The sequence below is a fragment of the Fictibacillus sp. 7GRE50 genome, from assembly GCF_015903875.1.
GTDB classification, from domain to species: domain Bacteria; phylum Bacillota; class Bacilli; order Bacillales; family Fictibacillaceae; genus Fictibacillus; species Fictibacillus phosphorivorans.
Genome location: NZ_JACZDW010000004.1, coordinates 175,292 through 195,199, shown reverse-complemented (window position 1 = coordinate 195,199; position 19,908 = coordinate 175,292). Strand labels below are relative to the sequence as shown.

The following is a 19,908-nucleotide window of genomic DNA, read 5'->3' as shown; positions in this document are numbered from 1 at the left end:
TCGATTTTTTTCTATTAACGCCTGAACGTCCACTCATCGTTACGATAACGAGTATCGGCTATGTGCTTTACTTCTGCCCACTGATCGTCTGTAAGTGTGTACGGTACAAGATTTACGTCCAAACCGTCCTCAAAGCCTTTTTTAAAGGCTATCTTCGCGTCTTCAATTGTAACAGGAACATCTAGCAGAGCGTTGACTGCTACTGCTTTCTTTTTAAAAGCTGTCTGCATTCTCTCTCTTAATCTGTCACTTGAATACTTAAATAAATCGAACAATTTGTCTTCGTCTAAATCTAGAAGGATAGATCCGTGTTGCAGGATCACACCTTTTTGCCTTGTTTGGGCACTACCCGCCACTTTTCTACCTTCAACGACTAGTTCATACCACGAAGGAGCGTCAAAACATACTGCTGATCGAGGATTCTTCAACCCTTCACGCTCTTCTTCTGTTTTCGGAACAGCGAAGTAAGCATCTAAGCCTAAGCCTTGAAATCCTTCTTTTATTCCTTCTGAGATCACTCGATAAGCTTCGGTTACACTTTGCGGCATATCTTTGTGTGCTTCAGATACGATGACGCTGTACGTAAGTTCTTGATCATGAAGAACTCCGCGTCCTCCAGTTGGGCGTCTAACAAAGCCTAGCCCGTATTTTTTTACTGCATCCAGGTTAATCTCTTTTTCTACTTTTTGAAAGTATCCAATGGATAATGTAGCTGGATTCCATCCGTAAAAGCGGATAACAGGTGGAATCTTTCCCTCGCTGTGCCATGTTAGAAGCGCCTCGTCCATTGCCATATTAATTGCAGGTTCGCAATTTCCAGAATCGATATAATACCAGTTTTCTTTTTCCACGTTTTTCGTCTCCCTGCCATTCATTCGTAACTAGTGTACCAAATTCGGCGAATGTGTCAAAACAATCGCTTAAAGTCAGATTTTTCTTTTGCCTATAGAGCCGTGCACCGCTATAATTGTGGTAGATTGTTTAAAGGAGTGCAAGCGTTATGGGATGGATAGTTTTAGCAGGTATTGTAGTAGCGTTATTGGTTTATGTGATTGGTATGGGATTATACCAAAAGAGATTTCTAACTACGTTAAATGAGGAAGAGTTTAAAGCAGGTTATCGAAAAGCTCAATTGATCGATGTTCGTGAGCCTGAAGAATTTAAAAAAGGACATATTCTAGGGGCACGTAACATTCCTCTCTCTCAAATGAGACAGCGCTTAAAAGAAGTGCGTAGCGATCAGCCTGTTTATCTATATTGTGAAAGTGGATTCAGAAGTGCTCGTGCAGCCAATTTTCTTAAAATGAAAAAGTATAGCCAACTTCATCATCTACATGGCGGCTTCCGCAAATGGACGGGCCGCGTAAAATCAAACTAAACATCAAAAGCAGCCCGGAAAATCATCCGAGCTGCTTTTTTGTATGTCTAAACTTGTTTTATATATTTCAAGATTGGCTTTCTTGCAGCTGTTGCTTCATCCAGTCGTCTAACAACTGTAGTGTGAGGAGCTTCTTGAACCAATTCAGGTGTTTCTTCTGCTTCTTTTGATATCTGAATCATTTTTTCAATAAATTCATCGAGTGTTTCTTTAGATTCAGTTTCTGTCGGCTCAATCATGATCGCTTCTTCCACACTTAACGGGAAGTAGATCGTTGGTGGGTGATAGCCAAAATCTAAAAGACGTTTTGCAATATCAAGCGTTCTTACGCCAAGTTTTTTCTGGCGGCGTCCAGATAATACGAACTCATGTTTACAGTGCTGCGTAAACGGTAGATCAAAATGAGGCTCAAGTCGGCGCATCATATAGTTAGCATTTAATACAGCATTCTCAGATACTTGTCTCAAACCATCTGGCCCCATCGTCATGATGTACGTAAACGCACGTACATTAATGCCGAAGTTACCATAAAATGGCTTCACTCTTCCGATCGATTGCGGGCGATCATATTCAAACTTATAAAGATCGTCCTCTTTAACGAGAACTGGTTTTGGCAAGAATGGGATCAGATCTTCCTTAACTCCTACTGGTCCTGATCCAGGTCCACCACCACCGTGAGGTCCTGTAAATGTCTTATGAAGATTTAAGTGAACAACGTCAAAGCCCATGTCTCCAGGTCGAGCAAATCCTAATATCGCATTTGCGTTAGCACCATCATAGTATAGCTTTCCGCCAGCTTCATGGACGATCTTTGCCATTTCTAGAATATGCTCTTCAAAAAGACCAAGCGTATTCGGATTTGTAAGCATAAGAGCCGCAACATCTTGATCGACTACTCGTTTCAAATCTTCTAGATCAACAAGTCCGCGCTCATCGGACTTCACCGTGATCGATTCAAAACCAGCAACCGTTGCAGACGCAGGATTTGTACCGTGTGCTGAATCAGGAACGATTACTTTTGTACGATTGAAGTCACCATTTGCTTCATGGTAAGCACGGATCATCATAAGACCTGTCCATTCACCATGGGCACCTGCTGCTGGTTGAAGCGTCACTTCATCCATTCCCGTGATCTCAGCAAGCGATGTTTGCAGACGATACATCATCTCCATCGCACCTTGCACCGTCTCTTCATCTTGGAGAGGGTGGATATGTGCAAATCCAGGGAATCGTGCTACATCTTCATTAATCTTGGGATTGTATTTCATCGTACATGAACCTAGTGGATAGAAACCAGAATCCACACCATGGTTACGATTAGATAATGCAGTATAATGACGAACGATTTGAAGCTCTGACACTTCAGGAAGATCCGCTTCTTCCGTACGCAAATAATCGGAAGGGATGATAGATTCTACGTTAATCTCTGGAACGTCAAGTTCAGGGATGCTGTACCCTACTCGACCTGGTTTAGACAATTCAAAAATTAATGACTGATGTTCTGTACGCATGCTAATCCCTCCAATACATTTGCAAGCTGATCGATCTCTTCTTTTGTTCTCATTTCGGTAACCGCTAGAAGCATATGGTTCTTCAGTTCTGAATACGAAAGACCCAAATCATATCCGCCGATGATACCAGATTCTAATAGTTTTCTGTTCACTTCTTTAGCTGTACACTTTAACTCAACAACAAACTCGTTAAAGAAAGGTCCAGTGAATGTTGTCTTGAATCCTTTTTCCTCAAGAACTTTTTTCGCATAATGAGCTTTTTGTATATTTTGGTGCGCTACTTCTTTCACACCTTGTTTTCCAAGTGCCGTCATAGCAATAGAAGCAGCGAGTGCATTAAGCGCTTGGTTCGAACAGATGTTACTCGTCGCTTTATCTCGTCTGATATGCTGTTCTCTCGCTTGAAGAGTAAGAACGAATCCGCGTTTCCCGTCTTCATCAACCGTTTGACCGACCAAACGGCCAGGGACTTTACGCATTAATTTTGTTGTTACGGCAAAATACCCACAGTGTGGTCCACCAAAACCTTGTGCGATCCCAAACGGCTGTGCATCACCGACTACGATATCAGCACCGAACTTACCAGGAGGAGTTAAAGCGCCCAATGCCAAAGGATTTGAAGAAACTACAAACATTCCTTTTGCGCTGTGCACGATTTCTTCTATGTCTTTTAACGGTTCGATCTGACCGAAGAAGTTCGGATATTGAACGATCACACATGCTGTCTGTTCATCAACTTCAGCACGCAATGCATTTAATGAGGTAACACCATCTTCTGTATCCACTTCTACTACTTCAAGATGCTGGCCTTTTGCATACGTGTGCAAAACGGCACGTGATTCGGGGTGTACGGATTTGGATACAACGATTTTCTTTCTGCGTGTCTGAGCTGCTGATAATAAACCAGCCTCCGCAAGTGAAGTTCCACCATCATACATGGAAGAATTCGCAACATCCATACCTGTCAATTCACAGATCATCGTTTGAAATTCAAAGATTGCTTGAAGTTCACCTTGAGAGATCTCAGGCTGGTATGGCGTGTAAGCCGTGTAGAACTCTGAACGAAGAAGCATATGGTTCACGATCGATGGAGTGTAATGATCATACACACCTGCTCCTAGAAATGATGCGTGATCTTTTGTATTCTTGTTTAATGCAGCCAAGCGGCCCATCTCTTTAACTAGTTGAGGTTCTGACAAAGCTTCCTCGATTTGTAAGCGTCCTTTAAACCGAACTTCTTCCGGAATATCCTGAAAAAGATCTTCTGTCGTTTCGATTCCAATCGTTTCAAGCATTTCCTTTTTGTCTTGATCAGTCATCGGCAAATAGCGGAACGTCATGGTTTCTCCCCCTTAAATGTCTTATTTTCCTCGTTTATAAAATGGTGAAGCGACTACTTTTGCTTTTAAACGTTTTTGACGAATCTGTACTTCTACCTCTGTACCAAGCTCCGTGAAATCCTTTTCTAGAAGAGCAAGTCCTAGATTCTTCTTCAATGTTGGCGACTGTGTCCCCGTAGTAACTTCTCCGATCTTCACATCACCTTTAAATACCTCATAATGTGATCGCGGTATACCTTTATCGATCATTTCAATACCAACTAGCTTACGTGGTGCGCCATTCTTCTTTTGATCTGCTAGAATTTCTTTTCCAATAAAATCTGCTTCTTTATCTGTTTTTACAGCGAATCCGATACCAGCTTCTATCGGAGTAATTTCTTTTGTAAGTTCTTGACCGTATAGCGCAAGTTTTGCTTCAAAGCGCAACGTGTCACGTGCACCAAGTCCTGCAGGGAGCAATCCATCTTCCTGACCTGCTTCAAGAACAGATCTCCACAATTTTTCAGCATGTTCCGTTTTTAAATAGATCTCAAAGCCATCTTCTCCTGTGTAGCCAGTTCGAGACACAAGAGCAGATATTCCCGCTAGTGAAACATCTTCTTTAAAACGGAAGAATCCGATCTCAGAAAGATTTGTATCCGTAAGTTTTTGAAGAATTTCTTCTGCTCTTGGCCCTTGAATAGCGAGTTGCGCATATTCAGGAGATACATTCACGAGTTCTACACCCTCAGGCTTCTTGCTCATAAGCCATTCGAAATCTTTTTCAATATTTGAGGCATTCACAACGAGCAAGTAATCGTTTTCATCTCTTTTATAGATTAAAAGGTCATCTACTGTACCGCCGTTTTCATAGCACATAGCCGTATACTGCGCTTGGCCGTTTTGAAGTTTCGAAACATCATTGGTCATTGTATATTGTAGAAACGACAAGGCATTCGGTCCTCGAACATCAAATTCTCCCATGTGAGATACATCGAATAAACCGGCTTTCGTTCTTACAGCTTCGTGTTCCTCTTTGATACTTGAGAACTGAACAGGCAACTCCCAACCACCAAAATCAATTACTTTTCCACCGTGTTCTTTGTATGTCTCAAATAACGGTGTTCGTAACAATGTAGCCATGTGAATTCCTCCTTTTTCATACTTAAAAATTTTCGGACTTTTCTGGACAAAAAAAGGACAGAAAGACCCCTTAAAAATGGGATCCTCTGTCCTGCAACCTGTAAGTTTCTCAAAAAAATCTTTTGAGTTTCTTCGTTGGTGGCTTTCATCTATTAAAAAAAGCACTCTCCAGAGATGCGTCTAGCAAGAGTCTTTTTGCCTGAGAGTTTCACAATTGTTTGCTCCTTCGGCGCCGCTAACGCAGTCTCTCCTCTTACTTTCATTCGCGAGTATGTTATTGTCCAAGGTCGCACATACTATTACTATGTTTACTACATTATTATCCTATCATTTTTACAAAAGGAATGGCAACGAACTTTTTTAAAGAAAGGAAATCCGTTATGAAAATCGACGTTCAGTTTCAGCGAGAATGGCATGATGACTTTTTAAAGCGTGTGGAAGAAGATGGACCTTGGGCCAATTGGGAATTATATAACTTAGCACTTGAAGCCGAACACCACTTAGCAATTCCTGATTTTCTCGGCCTTCAAGCTCCAGATCACCTCCCACAGATGACTTTTTTGCCTCATCAGCTGGACGTTGCGACTACCGTTATTGAACAGATGAACGGAAAAGCAATCTTGGCAGATGAAGTAGGGTTAGGAAAAACGATTGAAGCAGGTTTGATTCTAAAAGAGTACATGATACGCCGGCTCGCTAAGAAAATTTTGATTCTCGTTCCAGCTTCACTCGTAATTCAATGGACGAACGAGTTGAATCAAAAGTTTTTTATTCCTGCAATCGCTCAAAAAAAAGCTTATGTATGGGAGCAATGCGATGTAGTGGTATCTTCTATTGATACGGCTAAACGCGCACCACACCGAGACATTGTTCTTAATCAAGACTATGATCTTGTTATTATCGATGAGGCGCACAAATTAAAGAACAAGAAAACGAAAAACTATGAATTTGTACAGTTATTGAAAAAGAAGTTCTGCTTACTCTTAACAGCTACTCCGGTACAAAACAGAGTTGAGGAGATTTTTAATCTTGTATCTCTATTAAAGCCTGGCCATTTAGGAAATCGAGAAAACTTTGACAAAGATTATAAAGAAGATAAATATTCACTAAAAAATGAAGAAAAGCTGAAGCAGCTCGTAAACAAGGTGATGGTTCGTAACCGACGAGAAGAGACTGGCCTAAAATGGCCGAAGCGTCTTGTTCAAACCATTCCTATTACATTATCAAAAACAGAACGTGAACTATACGATGAAATCTCTCAACTTAAAAAAGATTCTTACTTTGACCGAAGTAAGTTTTCGATCGTAACTTTGCAGCGGGAAGCATGCAGTTCGCGGGAAGCTGTTTTTCTAACCTTAAAAAATATGCTTCAAAAAAATCTTTCTAACTCTTTAATGGAACAACGAGTCTTAGAGTTGATGAAAAAAATTGAACTCGTCGATCAAAACTCTAAAGCTCTAAAAGCGTTAGAACTCATTCAATCGATCGATTCCAAAGTCATCATTTTTACCGAATATCGGGCGACCCAATTGTATTTACAATGGTTTTTGCAGCAGCACGGCATCTCTTCTGTACCGTTTAGAGGAGGATTTAAACGAAGTAAAAAAGATTGGATGACTCACCTCTTCAGAACACGAGCACAAGTGTTGATCGCAACGGAAGCAGGTGGTGAAGGAATTAACCTGCAGTTCTGTCAGCATATCATCAACTACGATCTTCCGTGGAACCCGATGAGGATTGAGCAGCGGATCGGACGTATCCACCGGATCGGTCAGCAAGGTGACGTTCATATCTATAATTTCGCCACTCAGAATACGATTGAAGAACACATCTTAAACTTGCTTTATAACAAGATCAATCTATTTGAAAGTGTTATTGGGGAGCTCGATGAAATTTTAACGAAATTCGAAATCAAGAACATAGAACGCCATATCGCAGACATCATGAATACGTCTGAAAGTGAAGGTGAGATCCGCGTGAAAATGGATAACCTTGCTTCCTTGATCAACCTCGATGGCGGGATAAAGCAGAAAGGATGGGAAGAGCATGCAGCAGCACGAGATTCATCGCTTTCTTGAACGCTATTTCGATGCAAATGAATGCCGTATTCAAGAGAAAAACTTTAGTTACATGAAAGTTCAATTGACAACTGAACTTGATAAAGTTTTAATGAACCGTCCGTTCTACTGGCACTATCTCGAAAAAACGGGAGGTACCCCGAATCCGATGACGCTGACTTTAGTGACGGGTCAACAACAAGCACCTGATGGAAAAGGTGAATTTATCCACTTTGGTTCGCCGAGACTTCATCAGATTTTTGGTTCTACGAAGAAGCTCGCTTCATTCATTCGGCTGTATGAATCTGTTCCTCAACAAGGAGCACAGGTTCCCCTGCAACCATGGCTATGCTTAAACGTTAAAGTTACGTATCAATGTGATCAGAAAAAAGATCAAGTACTCTCATATGGCATACAACTAATCAACGGAACCATTGAAGATCATTTTCATCAACGTCTTCAAAAGATGCTGCTAACGAAAAGAATACCCGATTTTTGTTATACGCTCTCTCCTTTTATTAAGCCTCAGAGTGCGATAAAAAGATTGGAAAACAAAATTCAGGAAGTCATTGATGTAGATGATCACACGTGGGCCGAGGATGCCAAAAAAAGATGGAATGAAGATCTAGAACTACTAGAGAGTTTTTATGAAGATTCTTTAACGAAACCTGAAGCCTATCATATTGAAAAAGAAGCACTTCGCACCCAATATGAACCACAGATTATCGTGGAGATCATAAATGGTGGACTTTTCTATCTTGCATAAAAAATAAGAGCAGGGAACTGTATCCCTGCTCTTCCTTTTTCCAGCCTTATTTTTTTCTCTTTCTACGAAACACTAGTCCAAGTCCCATCGGAACAACTCCAAATAAGTAAGTTAATAAAGGCTCACGCTCATTCTTTTTCGTGATACGCCTTTCCTTTCTTACTGATTTTGGCTCGTCCAAGTATTTAACGACTCTCTGTGTAAGGAACTTAATAACATCTGATCCTGCGGCCATTGGCAAAACTCCTTTATTGAAGCAATCACTTCTTAGTTTTGGCCAATTATTGTGTATTTAAACGGCTTAACTTTTCTAAGATTTGTTCGCATACTTCTTCCGTTGTTAATTGATCTGTGACGATCTCGATATCACTTTTTTCATAATGTGAACTTCTCTTGTTAAAAAGTTTCTGTACCTCTTCTTTTGAAGAAGTTAAAATGATCGGCCTCTTGTTTCTCTCTTCTTCTTTCATTAACCTACTCCAAAGTACTGGAAAGCTAGTTTTTAAATAGATGACGATTCCATTGTTCTTCATATACGTTAAGTTTTCTTCTCTTACGACCGCACCGCCTCCTGTCATAACAACAGCATGTTGTACGGGTAATTGTCGAATAGCAAGCGACTCGTAATTACGAAACGCCTCTTCCCCTTCGTTTTTAAATATTTCTTTTATCGTTTGTCCGCGATCTTTTTCAACCGTTGAATCGACATCATAAGGAGGAACCTCTAACCGTTTTGAAAGCTGCTTCCCTACAGATGTTTTTCCACATCCCATGAAACCGACTAAATATATGGTGTTCAAATTTAACCCTCCACCCATTTTGTAACACTTTTCTGGGTTACATTATAATACACTTTTACCCTTTTTGTAGACTGGCGAATTGTAACAGCTTCAATCATGAACATCACTTCATCAACAGATATTTGCGTGACAATCATCTTTAGTGTCCCTTCGTTCACACTTAGGCTTCGTTCTGACGGATAGACCGCCGGACCTTCTACCTCAACAAGTGCTCGATCAACACCTTGCTGAATCAATCGAATTTGTCTAAGATGCTCTTCTTGCATAAAAACAAACTGTCGTTCTGAAGCAACTTTTTCGGTTAGAAAACTAAAGAAAATTAACATGATAAAGCAAAGAGTTAAGATTAACGGATAAACCATTCCTCTCTCATTCATAACCAATTCTCCGAAAACCACGACGAACTTGATTTCCTTCCTTATCATTCAATGTAACGTTAATAAAACTACCATTTATTTCTTCTACTTTCATCTCTTGAATATTCTGCACCCAAACTTCGTGACCTAATCCATTAACTTGTTTTCGAATAAGAGAATGATAACGTGTGAAACTGATCACTTCACCTGTTGATAAAGTAATAAACAATGCGTTGTTCTTCACCTCAACTGTTGCTGCTTCTCTTATTTCCTTTCCGATCATTGAAAAAAATAATGCTGTTTCTTCAGACTGAACAGATTGCGGATGTTTTTGTAGGTGCGTTAATAACAGTGAAATCACCAAAGTAGTTACGATCAATACACCTAGAGCAATTATTGATTCTACAAGCGTATAGCCGTTTTTGTCTGCGGTGATTTCATAATGAACTCGCACACGCGGTATACTCTTTTTTGTTAGAACCTCTGAACGAAATACAAGTTTTGTATTCATCCGTCACACCTTTTCGTGTTTTTAGCTTATATTCTGTTCCTTCAACTAACCACTCACGCTCATCTGTCTCATGCCTAGTGATGCTTCTCATTGCAGCAGCATGATCCGCTTCTGTCATCGCATATAATAGTTGCTCTGATGTTTGTTGTTCTTGATACGAGATATATAGGAAAGGTAAACAGATCGAAAACACTACTGAGATCAACAAAACACCAAACATGGCTTCAATAAGTAAATAACCATTATTGTTTTTCAACATAAAATTTTCCTTTACCCAATTGAAAAACCATCTTATATGAAGTATTAGCAGAGTGGATGTAAATTGTCCCTGCACGACTGATGTTTCCATTCTGGTTAAATTGCACAGCTAATAACATCGAATAGCTCTCAAACCAGATGTGCTTTGGAAAAATCTTTTTTACAGGTTTTTTACTGCCGTTTCCTCGTATTTCATATATATGGTTCTCATTATCGATCGATAAGTTATAGATTCGATTCTCATTTACCGCTTTTTGCTGCATGTGAACGATGTCCTTTTGAAACGTTCGTATAAAGTATTCGGTCTCTCGATTCCTTTGAAAACTACCATACGAGGGATACGCAACAGCACTGATTGTTGCGATGATCACAAGTACGATCATCATCTCGATCAAACTAAATCCTAATTGACTTTTCTTTATGTGCTCTAGCCCTTCATTCACTCCTCACTGCTCACAGTTACGACTCCATTACTATCGATCAGTAAAGGTTTTTTGTCTGGACATGTTACCGTATCAATATATCCCCCATCATGAAGTTCTTCAATTGTAGGTAGTGTATTTTTTTCTGCCTCATACGCTCCAACTTGTCCCTGCACAAGATCGATGGTCGCTTCACAGCCTAATGATTTTACGAGACTGTTGTTCTTCGTCATGCTTGGTAAGGCGATAAGCATCAAAACTGAAATGATCAAGAGCACGATCATCATTTCAATTAAAGTAAATCCTTTTTCATTTTTCATATTCTTCCTCCTCATAATGCTTCCATGAGTGTAAACATAGGCAATAACATAGAGGCAAACATAAGTAAGACAAAAACTCCAATCCCAGCGAATAGAATAGGCTGTATCTTTTGCAATGACATGTAGATCTTTTCTTCTAACTCCTTAAAGATCCATTCGCCATACGAAATTAATTCTCTCCCAAGTTCACCATGAGCTAATCCAAAGCGAACGATATTAGCTAGTTCTTTCGTAAAATATGACTTCGCAAGCAAAAGGTCAGTAAGTTCAGTTCCATTCAAGAGACCTTTCTGAAGCCTCTGACTTTCTTCCTTATAAAAACCTTTGTTTAAGTGATCCTCCATAACAAGAAGAGCGTCCGAAACGGATAAACCACTTTGCAGCATCGAGCCGAAGTTCACACTAAAAAAATGAGTATTCAATAAAACAAGAAAATTTTTTAAGATTGGAATTCGCAAGAGTAGCTCCATCTGTGTAGAAGGCTTTGCTTTCTTTCTCATAATGATAATAACAATCCATAAAGTGAAGCATAAAGCCAGGAAGTATATTCCCAAAAGTGGTATAAACCCTAAAAAAGTAAGCATCCATGTAGTAAACATCGGAGTTTTGACTTCTAACGATGAAAATAGGATTGAAAATTGAGGAAATAAGAATTGATAAAACACAATCCCAATCCACGCTGTGAGGAATAGAAGAAAGAGAGGATATCTGATGGCTTTGTTCAGACGTGCACGCCATTCAGCTTTTTTCTTCATAAAAGTCCCGTTCTCCATGAGACTTCTTGTCAAGTTGCCGTTCGCACTGTTTATCGATAACGAACTTACTACTTCCTTTGGCAATTGTAGCGGTGAAAAGATTTCGATAACCGAATTTCCAGAAGCAAGGATATCGAGCATATCATCCACTACTTCTTGCTTACTTTGCGGAAGCTGTGACCTGACGAGTTCGATGCTCTTGTTAATCGTGTAGCCTTGATCCAACAAAAAGCCAAGCTTATAAAGAAACGTCCCTTGAGAAGCCCGTTTCCAGCCCCTTCTTATCACTTTTTGTTTCTCCTCCCATCCATCTTTCATAGCTCTCTTTTGTTACATAACCTGCTGCAAAGGCATGATTAAAGGAAAAAGAGAGATTTTTATAAGTAGGCATGTCAACGTTACTTAAAGAAGATAATAATTCTTGATTACAAAGCATCTCGTAGATTCCTGCTCTTCTATACGTTCTGAATTTAAAACAAAAATCAACGCAATCGTCTCCACAAAAAGGACACGGTATCGAAATCAGTCGCTGAGATACAATACCCATCAATGTTTGTTGCAGTTCAGTTTCTTGTATGCCAAATTCTCGAAGTCGCTCAATACACCCGATACAATCTGCAGCATGCATCGTAGACAGCACAAGGTGTCCCGTCAATGATGCACGAATAACAAGTCTTGCAGTCGATTCGTCTCTGATCTCACCGATCATGATCACATCGGGGTCATGCCTCAACAATGACTTGAAACCTTCACCATATGTCAGACCTGCTTTTTCATTAATTTCCATCTGCAGAAACGTATCTACTTTCCGTTCTACGGGATCTTCAAGAGTTACTACTTGCCGTTTATAATTTTTCTGAAGGTGATGAAGCAAAGAATATAAGATGGTGGTCTTACCGGATCCGGTTGGGCCAGAGAACAATAGTAGACCGCTGGAACGTTTAATAAGGGATAAAAGTTTTTGGAACACTTGAGGAAAAAGTGATAGTTCTTGAAGAGTTAGTGTTTCTTGCTGAGGAAGTAATCGAATGACGAGTGATTCATTAAACGCGGATGGTATAGATGAAAAACGAAGATGTACATTTACATTATTGATCAAAACGTCCATTGAACCGCTCTGTGGCTTGCGATGTTCGCCAATGTCCATTCTTGCAGAATATTTAAAATGAGCGAGCACCCTGATATACTCTTCTTGAGAAAGCTTTCTGTGTTCAATCAGCCGATCATCTATACGAAATTGAACGATTCCCCCTTTTTTTATCGGTATAAAATGAATGTCTGTTGCTTTCTGAACTACTGCCTCATGAAGGATTGAATTGCCTAACAGCTTAATCGGCAAGTGGTATCATCTCCCTTTTATTTGGATTGGTATATTAATTCTGTCATAAAACGACAATTCCTGCATTTTTTAAAAAAATGAATGCATATAAATTTCGACAGAGCTCATACTAGTATTGTTGCATTGGGCTATAGCCAAGCGGTAAGGCAACGGACTTTGACTCCGTCATGCGTTGGTTCGAATCCAGCTAGCCCAGCCAAAAAAAAATAACACTCTTTAAAAGCAAAGAGTGCTATATTCAGGACACATGACTAGAGATGTGTTCTTTTTCTTTTGTAGAACATAATTTTTTCATATCTCCAGGACTATACCCCGCAATGAGCTGTTTCCCGTCTGTCACTAATGGCCGCTTCAACAGTTTTGGATTTTTACTCAATAGCGTTAATAGTTCATTGGTTGAAAGATCATAGATATCAACATCTAGTGATTTAAAAGACTGACTTCTTTTAGCCAAAATATCTTCTGTTCCATACTTTGTAAGTTTCAATAGCTCTCTAAGTTCTTCAACCGTTGGCGTTTCTTTAAATAGGTGTCTTTCATCAAACGATACTTTATTTTGCTTCAGCCACATTTTTGCTTTACGGCACGACGTGCAGCTTGGGTATGTGTAGAATATTATTGAACTCATAAGACTCACTCCTTTTGGTTTACATTACCTTTAAAAGAGGCATAATAAACCAAAAAACAGCTAATATTCATGAATTATCTTTTAATTGTGTATTTATCCGCTTACAATTGGCATTTACAAGTGAGTGGAAACTCATATATAATACTAAAGGATACAAGTATTGGCGAAAAAAGGAGGGGATACATATGTCAAGAATGTATAAGGTTTTAGGCTTTTGGACTGGAATCATCGGAGTCATGGCTTATTTAGGCGATATGCAAGACATGGCGTTATTGTTCTTAGGACAAACGATTATGTTCGTTTCTTTAGGGTATTTGAACTTATCTGAGCGTATGTATATTTATATCTTTGGTGCTTATTTAACTGTTTTCTTTGTTGGTTTTACATACTGGTCAACGTTTATGATGACTCCTGGCGCTGGTGGAGGACATTAATCAGTTCTCTAAAAGTAGCTACAAAAAAGCAGACCGTTACGATACGGTCTGCTTTTTTTGTTGTATAACTTGGAATCCATTCGCTAGTGTGTGATCCAGTAGGAATGAACGTATGGCCCGATTTCTCTTATGTTCGATGGAGAATGGATCAAGACTATGTGTATCTTTTAACAAGGATAATAGTCCTTCCTCTAATAAGAAATCTCCTTGATTCTTTAAACTTAATGTAGTTACATCAGAATCTTTACCTGCTTTTATCACTTGTTCCCAATCTATGTGAAACGTAATATCCATCATCCCGGGAAATGCTAACGGATTGTTTTGTATTTGATGACGATAATAGCCCCTAATACTTCCTTCTTTTAAATGTGTAGTGTTCCACTCTTCGCCAATCAATCCATAATCAACAAAAAACAAGCAAGATTCTTTTTCTATCCATTCGTAAATGGTTTTTAGCCAAGTAAGCATGGAAAAGGAAACTTCAAGTTCATTTGTTTTGTCTCTAAAAGAAAAGATTTCATCCAATGTCTTTTGTAATGATGAATTTTCCAGTTGCCGATAAACAAAACATAGATTTTCAGTGTTTTTGTGAAGAGAGACTCCTTTTTCATACCATTCTTCTTTTCTTCGTTTAAAGATCCGAAGTGGAAACGCATCAAGAACTTCATTTGCAAATATAATTCCTTTGAATGATGGGTAACGCTGTATAAGTTCATCCAATGAACAAAGAATCGTAATTGGAAATCCAGCCAATTTCTTTTCCAATAAGCTTTTGTGATACGGACTCGGTTCTACAATGACATATGAAACGTGTTCGATTGATCGTAAAGACCAACTCTCTTGAACTTGCCGAGCAAAATGACCGCTTCCTCCCCCAAACTCCACGACTATTGGATCGAGATTATTATCAGCGATCGTACGTACAAATAAATCTGCCCATACCATAGCAAATACGTCTGAAACAAGGCTTGCTGTATAAAAGTCTCCGTTTTTACCGATCTTCACGTTCTGTTTCATGTAATAACCCTCTATCGGATGATACAGGGCATGTCCCATGAACTCTTCCATTGTTATCCATTCATCTGTTGCTAATTTTTTTTGCAAGAAACTCGTGGGTAACACAATTAAAACCCGCTTAAAAATGGATTCGAATCCATTTCCATTCCCACTGTTGTTTCAGGGCCATGACCTGATAAAACGACCGTTTCTTCTGGCAGATTAAGCAGCTTTTCATGAATACTATTAATCAACACATCCTGATCCCCACCATGAAGATCTGTTCTTCCAATACTTCCTGCAAACAATGCATCACCTGAAAAAACAGCACCACTGCTCTTATGATAATACGAAACACTTCCCGGCGAATGACCTGGAGTCGTTAGGACCTCGAATGAAAAACTTCCGATCTTCAAGGTATTATCTTGATTCGTTAAAATGTGGCTTGCTGGCTTTGCTGTAATACTCTGACCAAAATATTTTGATCCATTCTTTTTTATATCACTCAGCCAATCTGCTTCTTTTTTATGAACATACAACGGTATATTATATTTTTCACGCACGTCATCGACAGCCCCGATATGATCAAAATGAGCATGCGTTAATAAAACAGCTAAAGGTCTTACCTTTAATGACTCTAATGCTTGTATGATCCTTCTACCTTCACTGCCCGGATCGATGACTATAGCTTCGTTCTGATTATTGTAGATAATATATGTATTCTCTTGTACAGGTCCTACCGTTAACTTTTTCCACTTCATTGTTTATAGCCTCCAATTGCAAGTTATTACTTTCTATCTTACACTAAAACAAACAATATTTCGGAGGAAACACATGAAAGTATTTTTCGGATACGAAAATATGGATACGCTCGATCCTGTTTCTATGCATGATCAACATGAAGATCTCATCATTACTTCTCAAAAAGATGATGAACTTTTTGAAGCAATACCTCTCCTTTCGATCAAACCTTTAAGGACCACTCTTTTATTTGAGGATTATGGGATTACATCTGACTCAGATCAAACGTATCTTTATCTTGATATGATAAGTATCTTTTATATTAAAGAAGGGGAAGAACAAGAAAAGACAATGTTTTTATTTCAAACAGAAGAAGAATTAATTGCAGAAATCATACATAAAAACGATAGATATTTTGTTGTTGGTAGCCAGCATGAATTCCTTGTTAAAAAGTGGGCTTCTGCCTATAAACTAACAATTGAGTTCATTTTGTTCCAAAGTGCACTCGACAAACCAGAATAAAACAAGTAAAATAATACAAGGTTATACCTGTGTGAAAGCGTTATACATAGGATTGGTATTACTCCAGAGCAAGGGGGCACAGAATAATGGGATTAGCCATTATATTCGGCTTAGTAGCTATTTTAGCTGCATTGGGATTATTGCGTTCGTTAAAAATTAAAAATTTAATGGCAGCAGGTTTTGCCTTTTTAACGTTTGCAGTTTTTGGCTGGTTTACAGTCATGACTGTTCTGGACGTTTTAGTAGGCAGCGGCGGCTCTACAGGCCATTAAAAAGCTCAAAAACCATCAGAATTCCCTTTCTGATGGTTTTTTCTTTCTTTTAAGCTTGTGCAGACCCTGCCTTACATGTAAAGAGCGGCTAACAGGATCCCTCTTGTATCTTCATAGATCGTATCGAACTGTCGTAACGGAAGTGGGTTAACCCCTATTCCGAGCTCGATGGTGAATCCGGGTTTCCTGTATTCTTGAATAAACCAATCTTTGTATCCTGCATAACTATCCACATATCTAATTGCTTTATATCCGCTAACCCTCTCAAATTCACTTGCGATCTCTCCTGATATCGGCATAGGTTCTTCCCCTTCAAAACCCCAGTATAATTCTTTTCCCTGTGTATGAAGGGCTACCACTCGATCAAATTGGTGCTTTTCTGTAACCTCTGCCATCACTATTGCTTCTGGTTCACTTAATGGAGCGGTACCAGGATAATCCCTTGGTGCAGGAGAAGTTGGTTTTCTCACTTGTTCAAGCTCCCATCTTGCAGGAAATTGATTATTAAGGTCTACCCCTCGAATATTCGCTTTCCACCCAGAGAAATCTTTGCTTCCTTTATTTAATTTTAAAACAACCTCTTTCCACTCAGAGTTCTCTGGGAGACCGTTCAAAACGAGGTCGACTCCATCTGGATCGACCATAGGAACCGCGTAAAGTGTAGTATCTCGATATAAGTCCATAGCTTTGTATCCATTCAATACTTTATCTGTTGATAGTGCAGCTGCATATTCATTAATAAACCTCATCAGAACTCCGGAAGTAATCCATTCGTTTCCATGAAACGAACCGTTGATATGCACTTTCTTTTTTCCATTTCCTATTACAAGCATCTCTATCGGTTTATCGAGAACAGATTTACCAATCTCCTGTTTTTTTATGAATGGATAAACGTTAAGAAGTTTACTTATATCATGATTTAGTGCAGCTGTATTGTATTTCCTCTGACATTTTATTGATGGATACGGCAGCACTCTCGGAATATTGATGATGTCCTTCGTAAATATTTCCTTCGGTTTCACAGTTGGATTAACTAAATATAATGCATCCAGAGGAATATCATATTTATCTGCTATTGAAAAAAAAGTATCACCATTTTTAATCTTATATTTTTCTAAGAACATTCCAGGGATCTCTATACTCTCCCCTGCAATCATGCTTGCTGCGGTTACGTTAGGATTAGAGTCTTTAATCAACACGTAAGGGATAGATAATAGACGTGAGTAATACCAGAATGAATCGCCGTTACGCATGACAATTTCCAAACAGAGCCCTCCCTTTAAACCTTCCTCTTAAAGATGTATGTTCGCACAAAGCAGTTATGCAATAAAAAAGCACTCAACCGAAGTTGAGTGCTTCTAAATCTTTATTGTTTTTGCTATTCTTCTTGTTTAACAGCTTTATCTTTTGCTTTATCTTTGTCGTAGAACCTTAATAGATCTCCATAAATGATACGGTCTGACATATCAAGTTCAGTCTTAGCGCGTTCACTGTATGGCTCACAAGCATTGTTTTCACCTTCAACAGGTTCTCCTGTTGCTTTGTCATAACACTTACCATCTGTGAACACATTATCTTTAGTGATATAAGAATTGTCACGAAGGACAGCGAAATCTTCTCTGTCTTTAGAGAATAAATCTGAACCTAGCTGAATGTCACCTTTCGTATCAATACCTAACAAGTGAAGGATCGTTGGTTTAAGGTCGATCTGTCCACCAACTGTATCCATTGTTTTTCCTTTTTCACCTGGCATATGAACGATTAAAGGTACTTTTTGCAATTGAGTCGATTCAAAAGGAGTAATTTCTTTTCCTAAGAATTGGCCCATTGCATCATTATGGTTTTCAGATATACCATAATGATCGCCATACATGATAAAGATCGAATCTTCATAAAGACCAGCTTCTTTAACATCAGCGAAGAATTCTTTTAGTGCTTCGTCTGTATAACGGACAGTTGTAAAGTAACGGTTAACTGTTCCATCGCTAGACGTCCACTCTGGAATCATTTCATCTTCCTCTTCTAATGTGAACGGGAAGTGGTTTGTTAACGTAATATATTTCGTATAGAACGGTTTGTTCATCGCTTGCATCTCTTTAAGGTGTGGAATGGATTGTTTAAAGAAATCTTTATCCTTTAACCCCCACCCGATTGAGTTCTCAGGAGTTACCTCGAAATCTTTTAATGAGTAATAACGGTCGTAACCGAAATTATCATACATGATATCACGGTTCCAGAAACTTTTGTTGTTAGCATGCTGTACGGATGAATAGTAACCTTGCTCTTTTAAAATTTCTGGTGTTGCATTGTATTGGTTCTGAGAATGAGTAAAGAAAACTGCTCCACTTGGTAGTGGATATAAAGAGTTATCTAATAAAAACTCTGAGTCAGACGTTTTACCTTGCCCTGTTTGGTGATAGAAGTTCGGGAAGTAATAACTGTCTTTGATCAGATCATTCATAAATGGTGTAATCTCTTTACCGTTAACAGACTCATTAATGACAAAGTTCTGTGTTGATTCAACTGAAATGACAAAAACGTTCTTGCCTTTCGCTTTACCAAACATCTCAGGGTTTGGTTCTTTGTAATTAGCACGCGAATAGTTCTCGATATCTGTAATTTCACTTCCATCAGCAAATGCACGCTGTGCTTTTGCTTTAGATTGGATGATGGAATCGTAGATATGGTAGTTATATGAACCAATGTTTTTAATCAACATTTCACGGTCAAAAGTACGTGTTAATAATTGCGGTCTTTCCGTCTCTGCTATACCAACGTTCACGATGAATAATACGATTGCCGCAGCAAAAGTAATCGTGATTTGCTTGCGTGAAGCACGTGCAGGACGGTAATCAGCTCGTCTCATGAAATAAGCCAAAATAACGATGTCAATGAATACCAATAAATCAGTAGGTTGTATCAATTCAAATACACTATTACCTAAGTCGCCCATGTTGCTCGTTTGGAATAAGACTGGAATGGTGATAAAGTCATTAAAGAAACGATAGAACACCATATTGGCATACATAATAAAACTCATGATCGCACTGACAGCAACAATCATTCTTCTATGTGTTCTTCCTTTAAAGTAAAGTGTTATACCTAAGAAAAGAACAATAGAACTGATCGGGTTAATAAAAAGAATTAACTCTTGAACTTTGTTGTCCATTGGCAGTTCAAATGCGGTTTTATAAATGATAAATGTTTTAATCCATAATAAAGCAATTGCGATAAAGAAAAATCTATATTCAGCAAAAGCTTGTTTCATTTTTTCTTTCATATGTTCTCTGACCTCCTCAATCAAAAAGAACTCTCGTTTTCATTTTTTCCCTATTAACTATCTCTCTTTGCATCCGGTACGCATTGATCTTAAGAATGTA

24 protein-coding genes, 1 tRNA gene and 1 riboswitch are annotated in these 19,908 nt (G+C 38.8%); of the genes, 7 read left to right on the top strand and 18 right to left on the bottom strand.

Features of this window, described 5'->3' with window-relative positions; translation table 11 throughout:
* Positions 1–14: 14 nt before the first annotated feature.
* Entirely contained in the window at positions 15–851 is an 837-nt protein-coding gene (locus tag IHV12_RS16075; protein ID WP_197131017.1) for a lipoate--protein ligase family protein, read from the bottom strand.
* 149 nt (positions 852–1,000) lie between these two features.
* Here IHV12_RS16075 and IHV12_RS16070 point away from each other — a divergent pair, with 149 nt between their 5' ends.
* Positions 1,001–1,378, top strand: a complete 378-nt coding sequence (locus IHV12_RS16070) for a rhodanese-like domain-containing protein (RefSeq protein ID WP_197191494.1) — start codon at positions 1,001–1,003, stop codon at positions 1,376–1,378.
* 47 nt (positions 1,379–1,425) lie between these two features.
* On the opposite strand, the gene gcvPB is transcribed toward IHV12_RS16070, so the two are convergent.
* The 3 genes from gcvPB to gcvT are packed head-to-tail and all read right to left on the bottom strand — an operon-like array spanning position 1,426 to position 5,351.
* Positions 1,426–2,889, bottom strand: coding sequence for an aminomethyl-transferring glycine dehydrogenase subunit GcvPB (gene gcvPB, locus IHV12_RS16065; RefSeq protein WP_197131024.1), 1,464 nt, complete (start codon positions 2,887–2,889; stop codon positions 1,426–1,428).
* On the bottom strand, positions 2,865–4,229 hold the full coding sequence (gene gcvPA / locus IHV12_RS16060) for an aminomethyl-transferring glycine dehydrogenase subunit GcvPA (RefSeq protein WP_197191493.1): 1,365 nt from the start codon (positions 4,227–4,229) through the stop codon (positions 2,865–2,867). The genes gcvPB and gcvPA overlap by 25 nt, the downstream gene beginning before the upstream one ends.
* A 21-nt stretch (positions 4,230–4,250) precedes the next feature.
* The gene (gene gcvT, locus IHV12_RS16055; protein WP_197191492.1) at positions 4,251–5,351 is read right to left on the bottom strand and encodes a glycine cleavage system aminomethyltransferase GcvT; all 1,101 of its coding nucleotides are present in this window, start codon (positions 5,349–5,351) and stop codon (positions 4,251–4,253) included.
* Between the two features lie 177 nt (positions 5,352–5,528).
* Positions 5,529–5,614: riboswitch (glycine riboswitch) on the bottom strand.
* A 117-nt stretch (positions 5,615–5,731) separates the two neighbouring features.
* Here gcvT and IHV12_RS16050 point away from each other — a divergent pair.
* Both IHV12_RS16050 and IHV12_RS16045 read left to right on the top strand, forming a co-directional pair.
* Positions 5,732–7,429, top strand: coding sequence for a DEAD/DEAH box helicase (locus IHV12_RS16050; RefSeq protein ID WP_197191491.1), 1,698 nt, complete (start codon positions 5,732–5,734; stop codon positions 7,427–7,429).
* Positions 7,398–8,174 carry a YqhG family protein gene (locus tag IHV12_RS16045; RefSeq protein ID WP_197191490.1) on the top strand — a complete coding sequence of 259 codons (777 nt, stop codon included), beginning with the start codon at positions 7,398–7,400 and terminating at the stop codon, positions 8,172–8,174. Before IHV12_RS16050 ends, IHV12_RS16045 begins: the two co-directional genes overlap by 32 nt.
* Positions 8,175–8,220: 46 nt before the next feature.
* Here IHV12_RS16045 and IHV12_RS16040 read toward each other — a convergent pair whose 3' ends face one another.
* From IHV12_RS16040 to comGA, 9 genes are read right to left on the bottom strand one after another with little or no spacing between them, the layout of a single operon-like run.
* On the bottom strand, positions 8,221–8,409 hold the full coding sequence (locus IHV12_RS16040; RefSeq protein WP_197131034.1) for a YqzE family protein: 189 nt from the start codon (positions 8,407–8,409) through the stop codon (positions 8,221–8,223).
* 46 nt (positions 8,410–8,455) lie between these two features.
* Positions 8,456–8,974 (bottom strand): shikimate kinase, encoded by a 519-nt coding sequence (locus tag IHV12_RS16035; protein WP_197191489.1) that lies wholly within the window; start codon positions 8,972–8,974, stop codon positions 8,456–8,458.
* Positions 8,975–8,976: 2 nt separating this feature from the next.
* Positions 8,977–9,351, bottom strand: coding sequence for a competence type IV pilus minor pilin ComGG (gene comGG / locus IHV12_RS16030; protein ID WP_197131038.1), 375 nt, complete (start codon positions 9,349–9,351; stop codon positions 8,977–8,979).
* Entirely contained in the window at positions 9,344–9,784 is a 441-nt protein-coding gene (locus IHV12_RS22925) for a competence type IV pilus minor pilin ComGF (RefSeq protein WP_197191488.1), read from the bottom strand. The genes comGG and IHV12_RS22925 overlap by 8 nt, the downstream gene beginning before the upstream one ends.
* Positions 9,768–10,100: a hypothetical protein gene (locus IHV12_RS16020; protein ID WP_197131044.1), complete on the bottom strand. Its 333-nt coding sequence runs from the start codon at positions 10,098–10,100 to the stop codon at positions 9,768–9,770. Before IHV12_RS16020 ends, IHV12_RS22925 begins: the two co-directional genes overlap by 17 nt.
* Entirely contained in the window at positions 10,084–10,542 is a 459-nt protein-coding gene (comGD, locus tag IHV12_RS16015) for a competence type IV pilus minor pilin ComGD (protein WP_197191487.1), read from the bottom strand. The genes IHV12_RS16020 and comGD overlap by 17 nt, the downstream gene beginning before the upstream one ends.
* A complete protein-coding gene (comGC, locus tag IHV12_RS16010; protein WP_197131051.1) occupies positions 10,539–10,841 on the bottom strand; it encodes a competence type IV pilus major pilin ComGC in 303 nt (100 codons plus the stop codon). The genes comGD and comGC overlap by 4 nt, the downstream gene beginning before the upstream one ends.
* A gap of 11 nt (positions 10,842–10,852) precedes the next feature.
* Complete coding sequence (gene comGB, locus IHV12_RS16005; protein ID WP_197191486.1) at positions 10,853–11,824, bottom strand: competence type IV pilus assembly protein ComGB; 972 nt, start codon at positions 11,822–11,824, stop codon at positions 10,853–10,855.
* Between the two features lie 10 nt (positions 11,825–11,834).
* The gene (gene comGA, locus IHV12_RS16000) at positions 11,835–12,935 is read right to left on the bottom strand and encodes a competence type IV pilus ATPase ComGA (protein ID WP_197191485.1); all 1,101 of its coding nucleotides are present in this window, start codon (positions 12,933–12,935) and stop codon (positions 11,835–11,837) included.
* Between the two features lie 124 nt (positions 12,936–13,059).
* Here comGA and IHV12_RS15995 point away from each other — a divergent pair.
* Positions 13,060–13,134, top strand: a tRNA-Gln gene (locus tag IHV12_RS15995).
* A 39-nt stretch (positions 13,135–13,173) separates the two neighbouring features.
* On the opposite strand, the gene IHV12_RS15990 is transcribed toward IHV12_RS15995, so the two are convergent.
* The gene (locus tag IHV12_RS15990; protein WP_197191484.1) at positions 13,174–13,563 is read right to left on the bottom strand and encodes a Spx/MgsR family RNA polymerase-binding regulatory protein; all 390 of its coding nucleotides are present in this window, start codon (positions 13,561–13,563) and stop codon (positions 13,174–13,176) included.
* A 185-nt stretch (positions 13,564–13,748) separates the two neighbouring features.
* On the opposite strand from IHV12_RS15990, the gene IHV12_RS15985 reads away from it, so the two are divergent.
* The gene (locus IHV12_RS15985; RefSeq protein ID WP_066242314.1) at positions 13,749–13,997 is read left to right on the top strand and encodes a DUF2626 domain-containing protein; all 249 of its coding nucleotides are present in this window, start codon (positions 13,749–13,751) and stop codon (positions 13,995–13,997) included.
* Between the two features lie 36 nt (positions 13,998–14,033).
* Here IHV12_RS15985 and IHV12_RS15980 read toward each other — a convergent pair whose 3' ends face one another.
* Positions 14,034–15,101 (bottom strand): SAM-dependent methyltransferase, encoded by a 1,068-nt coding sequence (locus IHV12_RS15980; protein WP_197191483.1) that lies wholly within the window; start codon positions 15,099–15,101, stop codon positions 14,034–14,036.
* Between the two features lie 20 nt (positions 15,102–15,121).
* Positions 15,122–15,754 (bottom strand): MBL fold metallo-hydrolase, encoded by a 633-nt coding sequence (locus IHV12_RS15975; protein WP_197191482.1) that lies wholly within the window; start codon positions 15,752–15,754, stop codon positions 15,122–15,124.
* 73 nt (positions 15,755–15,827) lie between these two features.
* Between IHV12_RS15975 and IHV12_RS15970 the strand changes: the two genes are divergently transcribed.
* Positions 15,828–16,256 (top strand): hypothetical protein, encoded by a 429-nt coding sequence (locus tag IHV12_RS15970; RefSeq protein ID WP_197191481.1) that lies wholly within the window; start codon positions 15,828–15,830, stop codon positions 16,254–16,256.
* Between the two features lie 86 nt (positions 16,257–16,342).
* A complete protein-coding gene (locus IHV12_RS15965) occupies positions 16,343–16,528 on the top strand; it encodes a DUF2759 domain-containing protein (protein ID WP_066242324.1) in 186 nt (61 codons plus the stop codon).
* Positions 16,529–16,599: 71 nt separating this feature from the next.
* Here IHV12_RS15965 and IHV12_RS15960 read toward each other — a convergent pair whose 3' ends face one another.
* Positions 16,600–17,793: a M14 family metallopeptidase gene (locus IHV12_RS15960; RefSeq protein ID WP_197191480.1), complete on the bottom strand. Its 1,194-nt coding sequence runs from the start codon at positions 17,791–17,793 to the stop codon at positions 16,600–16,602.
* 113 nt (positions 17,794–17,906) lie between these two features.
* On the bottom strand, positions 17,907–19,808 hold the full coding sequence (locus IHV12_RS15955) for an LTA synthase family protein (protein WP_231620775.1): 1,902 nt from the start codon (positions 19,806–19,808) through the stop codon (positions 17,907–17,909).
* Between the last annotated feature and the right edge of the window lie 100 nt (positions 19,809–19,908).

Coding starts and splice junctions, on each gene's coding strand:
- IHV12_RS15985 (WP_066242314.1), top strand. CDS start 13,749: ATGTCAAGAATGTATAAGGTTTTAGGCTTTTGGACTGGAATCATCGGA.
- IHV12_RS16040 (WP_197131034.1), bottom strand. CDS start 8,409: ATGGCCGCAGGATCAGATGTTATTAAGTTCCTTACACAGAGAGTCGTT.
- gcvT (WP_197191492.1), bottom strand. CDS start 5,351: ATGGCTACATTGTTACGAACACCGTTATTTGAGACATACAAAGAACAC.
- comGG (WP_197131038.1), bottom strand. CDS start 9,351: ATGAATGAGAGAGGAATGGTTTATCCGTTAATCTTAACTCTTTGCTTT.
- IHV12_RS16050 (WP_197191491.1), top strand. CDS start 5,732: ATGAAAATCGACGTTCAGTTTCAGCGAGAATGGCATGATGACTTTTTA.
- comGC (WP_197131051.1), bottom strand. CDS start 10,841: ATGAAAAATGAAAAAGGATTTACTTTAATTGAAATGATGATCGTGCTC.
- IHV12_RS15975 (WP_197191482.1), bottom strand. CDS start 15,754: ATGAAGTGGAAAAAGTTAACGGTAGGACCTGTACAAGAGAATACATAT.
- gcvPA (WP_197191493.1), bottom strand. CDS start 4,229: ATGACGTTCCGCTATTTGCCGATGACTGATCAAGACAAAAAGGAAATG.
- IHV12_RS15965 (WP_066242324.1), top strand. CDS start 16,343: ATGGGATTAGCCATTATATTCGGCTTAGTAGCTATTTTAGCTGCATTG.
- IHV12_RS16020 (WP_197131044.1), bottom strand. CDS start 10,100: ATGTTGAAAAACAATAATGGTTATTTACTTATTGAAGCCATGTTTGGT.
- gcvPB (WP_197131024.1), bottom strand. CDS start 2,889: ATGCGTACAGAACATCAGTCATTAATTTTTGAATTGTCTAAACCAGGT.
- IHV12_RS15990 (WP_197191484.1), bottom strand. CDS start 13,563: ATGAGTTCAATAATATTCTACACATACCCAAGCTGCACGTCGTGCCGT.
- IHV12_RS16070 (WP_197191494.1), top strand. CDS start 1,001: ATGGGATGGATAGTTTTAGCAGGTATTGTAGTAGCGTTATTGGTTTAT.
- IHV12_RS15970 (WP_197191481.1), top strand. CDS start 15,828: ATGAAAGTATTTTTCGGATACGAAAATATGGATACGCTCGATCCTGTT.
- IHV12_RS16045 (WP_197191490.1), top strand. CDS start 7,398: ATGCAGCAGCACGAGATTCATCGCTTTCTTGAACGCTATTTCGATGCA.
- IHV12_RS15955 (WP_231620775.1), bottom strand. CDS start 19,808: ATGAAAGAAAAAATGAAACAAGCTTTTGCTGAATATAGATTTTTCTTT.